Annotated in this window: 5 protein-coding genes; 1 reads left to right on the top strand and 4 read right to left on the bottom strand. The window is 35.7% G+C overall.

The window, feature by feature from the left end; genetic code table 11:
- A partial coding sequence (locus ACHRWY_RS22075) for a type II secretion system F family protein (protein ID WP_395357561.1) occupies positions 1-208 on the top strand: 208 nt, incomplete at its 5' end.
- A gap of 341 nt (positions 209-549) precedes the next feature.
- Here the strand turns inward: ACHRWY_RS22075 and ACHRWY_RS22070 are convergent.
- From ACHRWY_RS22070 to ACHRWY_RS22055, 4 genes are all read right to left on the bottom strand, one after another.
- Positions 550-1,854: a serine hydrolase domain-containing protein gene (locus tag ACHRWY_RS22070; protein WP_395357560.1), complete on the bottom strand. Its 1,305-nt coding sequence runs from the start codon at positions 1,852-1,854 to the stop codon at positions 550-552.
- A gap of 4 nt (positions 1,855-1,858) precedes the next feature.
- Entirely contained in the window at positions 1,859-4,363 is a 2,505-nt protein-coding gene (locus ACHRWY_RS22065) for a beta-N-acetylhexosaminidase (RefSeq protein ID WP_395357559.1), read from the bottom strand.
- A gap of 12 nt (positions 4,364-4,375) precedes the next feature.
- Positions 4,376-5,857 carry a glycoside hydrolase family 10 protein gene (locus ACHRWY_RS22060; protein WP_395357558.1) on the bottom strand — a complete coding sequence of 494 codons (1,482 nt, stop codon included), beginning with the start codon at positions 5,855-5,857 and terminating at the stop codon, positions 4,376-4,378.
- Positions 5,858-6,732: 875 nt separating this feature from the next.
- Complete coding sequence (locus tag ACHRWY_RS22055) at positions 6,733-7,554, bottom strand: alpha/beta hydrolase (protein ID WP_395357557.1); 822 nt, start codon at positions 7,552-7,554, stop codon at positions 6,733-6,735.
- Positions 7,555-7,629 lie beyond the last annotated feature (75 nt).

The raw sequence follows: 7,629 nt of genomic DNA, 5'->3' as shown, positions 1-7,629 counted from the left end.
GGTAGAAGTCGCTGAACAAGTTAACCAACTGGAAACCATGTTCGAAAGATTAACAGAACAATATAATGAAGAGATAAGCCACCAGACCAAGATGATTGGTGTCATTTTAGAACCTATGATTATTATCGTAATTGGAGCCATTGTAGGCGTAATTATGGTCTCAATGTACGCCCCAATGTTTGATCTTAGTAAAATTATAAATAAATAGTTGCTTTTAAAAGATCAATTACTTCCATCTCACTAAATTTCACTCTGTGTTAGTAATAGAAACTACTTCGAGTTGATCTGCTAAAAAAACTGTAATCACAAATTTTAAAAAATCTTATAAAGTCGTCTCTAACTGTTAGATCTTAAAACTTCTAATTTTATTTTGATATTTCTTTCCAACGTTTTGTTCCTGATCTTATTTAATGCCATTTTAATGCGGTATTTTAACCCTTTTGATTACGAACAAAGAACCCGTTGCTATTTTATGCATTACTTGTAAAAACTACAATTGAATATTTTTTTCTGCATCAGAAATTATAGCTCGCATCGTGTCTCTAATTATTAATTATTGATTTGCCTCCAAATTTTAGCACTAAAATCATCTTTGTACATTAATCTGTTTGTTCGGGTTGGATTGACGCGATTGGTCAGGATAATAAGAAATCTGTTCGTATCCGGATTCAAAAAGAAAAAAGTTCCTGTAAAACCGGTATGTCCAAAATCATCCGCTTTAAAAAATTCATCCGGTTTTCGTTTGTCAAAACCAAGTCCGCGGTAAATTCCTTCTTTGGTAAGTGGCGATGCCGTAAATTCTTTGACAACCTCTGCTTTCAAAATCTGTTTTTCCTGAAACTTTCCATTATTCAACAGCATCTGACAGATTACCGAAATTGACTGTGCATTGGCAAATAAACCTGCATTCCCGGAAACACCTCCAAAAATTGCAGCAGACTCATCGTGAACATATCCTTTAATCGTATCTTTTCTGAAAAGATTATCAAGTTCTGTTGGCATCACATTTTCTAAAGAAGTCCATTTTAAGGGATTGTATCCTATTTTTGAAATGCCTAATTCCGTATAAATTTGTTTTGCCAACTGATCTAATTTCATTCCCGTTTTTACTTCAGTCATTTGCTGCACCAAAATCAAATTCAGGTCGCTGTACAAATAGTTGCCACGCGGATTGACATTTGCAACAGCAATTTGCGCATCAACCATTTTATAAAATTCCGGATTTAACCACATGTTTTTATAAATCTGAATCCAATTTTCTTTCGGTTTAAAAGAAAGATAATGAGTATCATAAACAATATTCTTGTTTACATACAGATTATCAAACAATTCAGGATATTCTGCCGATTTTTGACTGCTTAACAAAGGTGCTCCATCTGGCGTTGAAAGCAGACTTTTATAAAAAGTAATACTGGCTTTCAATCCTGAAGTATGCGTTAACAATTCAAAAAGAGTTAAATCGGCAATTGGGGTGTTTTTGTAGATGGATACCACATCTCCCAATCGGTCAGTAAGCTTTATTTTATCTTCGCCAACCAAACGCATGGTCACGAGAGTTGCTCCCAGAACTTTAGACATAGAAGCCAGATCGTAAACATCATCTGTTTTTACAGGCTGTTTTTTTGAGTAATCATGAAAGCCGTAATTTTTCGCTATCATAACAGCATCTTTACTTCCTACTATAAGCTGAGCCCCCGGGAAAAATCCTTTTTCAAGCGCATGCGTCATCATCGAATCAATATAAACTTCATTTCGTTTGATATCAAAAGACTTCTTCGAATTTTTCTGGGAATACCCATTCATTCCTAAAAAAATCAAAGAAACAAGTATAATTCCGGCACCCATGTTTTTCATATCTCTACGGATTAATTCTTAAGTCCTGTCCTGCCATAAGAGGTTCGTTGTTGGTTCCAGTAATGACAATCTTCACTGCTTTTACGGGCTGTTTTGGATAGATTGATGCATTACCGTAATCAAAAGCATCTCCTTTTATAAAATCGATTCCATTATAGGAGTATTCTACATACCCATTATTAACAATAAATCTTGGGTGATGCGGAATTCCTGTCAGTACATCAATTTTAGAAGAAACAACCGAATTTATAAAGGTATATAAAATCCAGTCACCACTGGCACACGGAATATCTGTACGCAGGTAAGTTTCAACATTATAATCTTCTAAATTCGAAATCGGAAATTTAGGATTTTCAGCCATTGAAGATGTCACTTTTACTTCCGGCTCTAAATAAGGTGAACAATCGAAATTTACTTTTGCAGAAGATTCCTTTGCTTCTTTATTTTCAACAGTAAAATCTAAGCGATACCTGTTTTTTTCATTGTAATTCTCAATGAAAAATCGCAGGCGGGGTTTTGATTTCAACGTTTTTTCTTCCGAAAAAGTTTGTATCAATTTATCATTTTCAAAAAGTGAAACCGATCTGATCACTCCATTTCCAGCCTCATCTTTAGCCGGAGTAAAAGTTAAATACCAAATCCCCTTTTTATCAACATGTTCCGAAATATTCTCTGAAATATTGAGAACTTCAACTTTTGAAGTATTCCAATTGGCAACAGGCAGTTTTTCTACTTTAACCGCAGGACTTGCTATATCTTCATTAAAGAAAGTACGGAACCTGTATTGTTCGTAATCCTTTGTCTGAATTGGTTTTGTATATAAATCCGATTGTGTTACAGGCTCATTTCCCTGCGTATCATAACGCACCACGGCGCCTTCATAAGGGGGAGTTACGGTAATCGTTCCGTTTTGATAAATTGCCTTTGGCGGGAAATCCCTAAAAGCAATTCCCATATTGGCCAGACGCTGTAAATGACTGTTTGTTAATCTTCCGTAAAAATCATCCCAGTTTTTATCTTCTTTTTGAGACCATCCAATTTCAGACAAAGCACTGATTCTGGGATAACTTTGATATTCCATAATTCGTGCCGGGCGATCTAAATATTCGCTCCACAAAGCCCCCTGAACTCCTTTTATATTTTTCTGCTGTTCTGGTGTCAAATCATCATTCGGAATTGGCTCGAACGAATAGGCTCTTTTTGTATCGGTAATAGCCGCCCAGCGATGACCCCGTTCATTTTCAGATTGTGCCATGTCAAAATAAGTATATTGTCCCGGCATCATAATCGTTTCATGTCCTTTTTTTACCGATTCAATTCCGTAACTAATTCCCTGCCATGCACTAATTAAGGTATTTGGATTTATTTCTCCGCCTTTTAGAATTTCATTCCAGCCAGCGGTTTTTCTATTGTACTTTTCTACGATTTTTTCAACACGTCTAAAGAAATAATTCTGAAGCTGAAAAGTATCGGTATAGCCTTCTTTTTCCATTAAAGCCCTGCATTTTGGGCAGTGTTCCCAATTGGCCCTGTTTACCTCATCTCCGGCAACATGAATGTATTCAAAAGGAAACATTTCTGAAAATTCCCTGATAATCGAATCCAGAATTTGGTAGTTTTCTTCACGTCCCACGCACCAAACATTTTTTACTTCCCCCTGAACACTTTTGGTTTCCTGAGTAGTAACACATCCAACTTCCGGATAAGAAGCTGTTACTGCACGAGAGTGTCCCGGAATTTCAATTTCTGGCATGACAGAAATTCCGCGAGCCGATGCATATGCCACCACTTCTTTCATATCCGCCTGTGTATAAAAGCCTCCATAACGTTTGTCCCCAGATCCGTATGATGGAAGTAAAACTTCTCCGGGTCCTCTCCATGCGCCTTTTAAAGTCAGATCGGGCATCGATTTAATTTCGGCCCTCCAACCGTTATCATCAGTTAAGTGCCAGTGAAAAATATTCATTTTATGTGCCGCGAGCCAGTCAATATAATTTTTAACGGTTTGTTTATCAAAAAACTGCCTGGAACAATCGAGCATCATGCCACGCCATTCAAAACGGGGATAATCTTCTATTTTCGCAAACGGAATAGTTCCTTTTTTAACGTCTCTTGCAGAGCAAATCTGTAATAAAGTCTGAAGACCGTTTAAAACCCCATTGGAAGATTTTCCTTTTACCAGAATTCCTTTTTTAGTGATACTCAATTTATAACCATCATTGGGAAAATCCATTTTCTCATCGACCAAAAAAGCAATGGTGTTTTTTTTATGTTTATTTCCGATAGAAACAACAGGATTAATTCCGGTGTATGTCAAAAAAGAAGCTTTTATGTAATCAGCACTTTTTTCTGCTTTTTTATCTACCACAATGTGCACCAATGACGGAATAACAAACACTCCTTCTTTCTGTTCAACTTTTACCGGTTTTGGAATTATATCTAATTTCTGTGCTTGTATGGTACTTAAAGAACTTAGAAAAATGGCAATTAGCAAAATACTTTTTCTCATTATTTTATCTTTTTATTTTGTTGAAAATTCTATTGGAATGCTTTCTGTCTGGGTTTGACTTAAAGCGGATATAGCATAGATATAATGCTCCGAATCAGCATTTGGAACTTCTGTTTTTGTGGCTGTTGTTACGTAGTAAATATTTGCCGAATTAGAGAAATCCGTTATTTTTCCTTTTTGAAATCTGTAAATCACATATTTCTTATCGTTAATTCCTGCCTTCCATGTCAGCAATGCATTGTTTCCTTTTTTGACAATCAAAGCATTTGTTGGCGGTTGTGGTTTTATTCTTGTAATTCTGTTTGCTTCCGGTGTTAAGGCGATATACTTGTATTGTTTTTGAATAAGAGGATTTCGCAGTGTATCTCCTTTTTTAAGAAAAGTTGAAGCTGTAAAATGCATCGAACCGTCTATTAAAGGCATTGTTCGAATCATTTCTATCTGTTTGACAATTTGATCGGGGCTTCTCCATTCCGGTTCTTTGGCGGTATTCGAAATCTTATAATCACCGTGGCCTATATACACATTCGCTCCGTATTTGTGTGCTGCCCACCATTTTGCCAAAACTTCAAAATTAGCCCTGTCAAAACCTATGTGCCAATACAATTGAGGCGTTACATAATCGATCCAGTTTTCTTTTTGCCATTTTAAAATATTGGCATACAAATCATCGTAGTTGGTCGCTCCGGCCACGGTATTTGAACCTTCTGAATCTTTGGCAATATTGCGCCAAACCCCAAAAGGCGAAATTCCGAATTCGACTTCCGGCTTGTTGGCAATGATGGTATCTCGTATTTGTTTGATGATTAAATCGACATTGTCTCTTCGCCAATCGTCTTTGTCTTTAAACTGACGCGGTTCTCTGGCAAATGCTTTTTCGTCCGGAAATTCCTGTCCGGTGATTTTATAAGGATAAAAATAATCGTCCATGTGTACCGCCTGAATATCATAATTTCGAACTATTTCGCCTACTACAGAAGCAACAAAATCCCTGGTTTCTTTGTAACCCGGATTAAAATATCTGGACTTTCCATACGTCAGAAATAATTCCGGTTTCTTAAAATACAAATGTGTTTTGGCCAGTACTTCTTTAGTAGTATCTTTTTGTACGCGATACGGATTTAACCAAACGTGAACGTTCATTCCTCTTTTTCCGGCTTCATCAATCATCATTTGCAACGGATCGAATCCGGGAGCAACACCCTGAGTTCCGGTTATCCAGTGCGACGCCGGCTCTTTTGTCGATTTGTAATACGCATCGGCAGTTGGGCGTATTTGAAAAATGACCGTATTCAGATTATTAGATCGTAAGTTATCCAGAATGGTAATCATTTCAGATTTCATCTGCTTGTCTGATAATCCCGGTCTGGAGGGCCAGTCGATATTATCTACTGTCGAAATCCAGGCAGCACGCATTTCTCTTTTTGGTGATTCCTGACTGAAAAGTTTCGTTTGAAACAGCAATATCAGCATTAAAATTTTTAGGCTTTTCATAGGTACTATTTTTGGTTCGTTAATATCGTTTTCTATTGGTGACTGAAAAATTTAACCGCAAAGAGCGCAATGGTTTACGCACTGTTCGCAAAGTTTTTGCTTTTTAAAGCTTTACGACTTTGCAAGCAATTTTTAATATTAAAAAAATAATCTTCCAGCAGCCAGGCAACGTTTTACTCGCTATAATATTTATTTTTCTCACGCAGATCTGGCAGATTTAATTCGCCATAATTTGTGCAATTCCTTTGCCTGTTGGCTTTTGCCCGGGTTGTGTCGAAAAATCATTTCAATCTTTTCTATCTGTGCTAAAGAATACCTAACAGGTTTTGAAAACCTGTTAGGATAATCAAACCAAATTTATACGCAGCTATTTTTTTTCACAAATGCTACACAATAAATTATTATTCCAATCTTTATGTCTGTGCTAAAGAATACCTAACAGGTTTTGAAAACCTGTCAGGATAATCAAACCAAATTTATACGCAGCTATTTTTTTTCACAAATGCTACACAATAAATTATTATTCCAATCTTTTCTGTCTGTGCTAAAAAATACCTAACAGGTTTTGAAAACCTGTTAGGATAACCAAACAAAATTTATGCGCAGCCATTTTTTTTACAAATGCTACACATAATAAATTATTATTTCAATCTTTTATGTCTGTGCTAAAGAATACCTAACAGGTTTTGAAAACCTGTCAGGATAATCAAACCAAATTTATACGCAGCTATTTTTTTTCACAAATACTACACATAATAAATTATTATTTTTTATGTCTGTGCTAAAAAATACCTAACAGGTTTTGAAAACCTGTTAGGATAACCAAACAAAATTTATGCACAGCCATTTTTTTTACAAATGCTACACACAATAAATTATTTTATGTTCTCTTTGAAAAAATTATTAAAAAATAATAATTGAAATTTCAAGGAGTTTTCCCAATACTCTATATTATGTTGCCCGGGACGTTCGATATAATCGTGATTTATTTTTAATGCTAACATCTTTTGATGAAGTGCTCGATTTACTTCAATAAAAAAATCATCAACTCCGCAATCTATAATCAATTTCAACTTATTGTCTTTTACTAAATCAAGCATGTTGGTGACGGTATTTTTATCCCAATTTTCAGGAAATTCTGTTATCGAACCCAGTCGCTTTTTAATATCCCACTTTTCAGGAAACGGACGAAAATCAACTCCGCCACTCATACTTCCCGCCGCACCAAATACATCCTGATGTTTGAATGATAAATACAAAGCCCCATGTCCGCCCATGCTCAGACCTGTTATAGCCCTGCCTTCACAGGTTGGAATTGTTTTGTACTTTTTATCTACAAAGGGAACTAATTCGTTGATTATGTAAGTTTCATATTTAAAAGAAGGATCTATCGGACTATCGAAATACCAGCTGGAATAATTCCCGTCAACACCAATAGCTATAAAACCATACTGATCAACCTGTTTCCCAACTTCTTTAAAACTTTTTATCCAGGTTGCATAATTTCCACTGTATCCATGAAGCAGATACACCACCGGAAATCTCTTCTTGCTTTTTTTATATGTATCGGGAACAATTACACCGATTTTTATATTCTTATTCATCGAAGCACTAAAGACCTGAATTGTATCAATTTTAGCTGCTTTTGCAGAAAAGAATACGAAGATCAGAAGTAACGTACAGATTGCTTTTTTCATAAAATCTTGTTTTAGTAATTAGGTCAAAATAAGTTCCTTCTTTTTTACCATTAAGGGATTAAGTTCATAAAACTT

It is taken from the genome of Flavobacterium sp. FlaQc-48, from assembly GCF_044007335.1.
GTDB lineage: Bacteria > Bacteroidota > Bacteroidia > Flavobacteriales > Flavobacteriaceae > Flavobacterium.
This window is presented reverse-complemented; position numbering and strand designations above follow the sequence as displayed.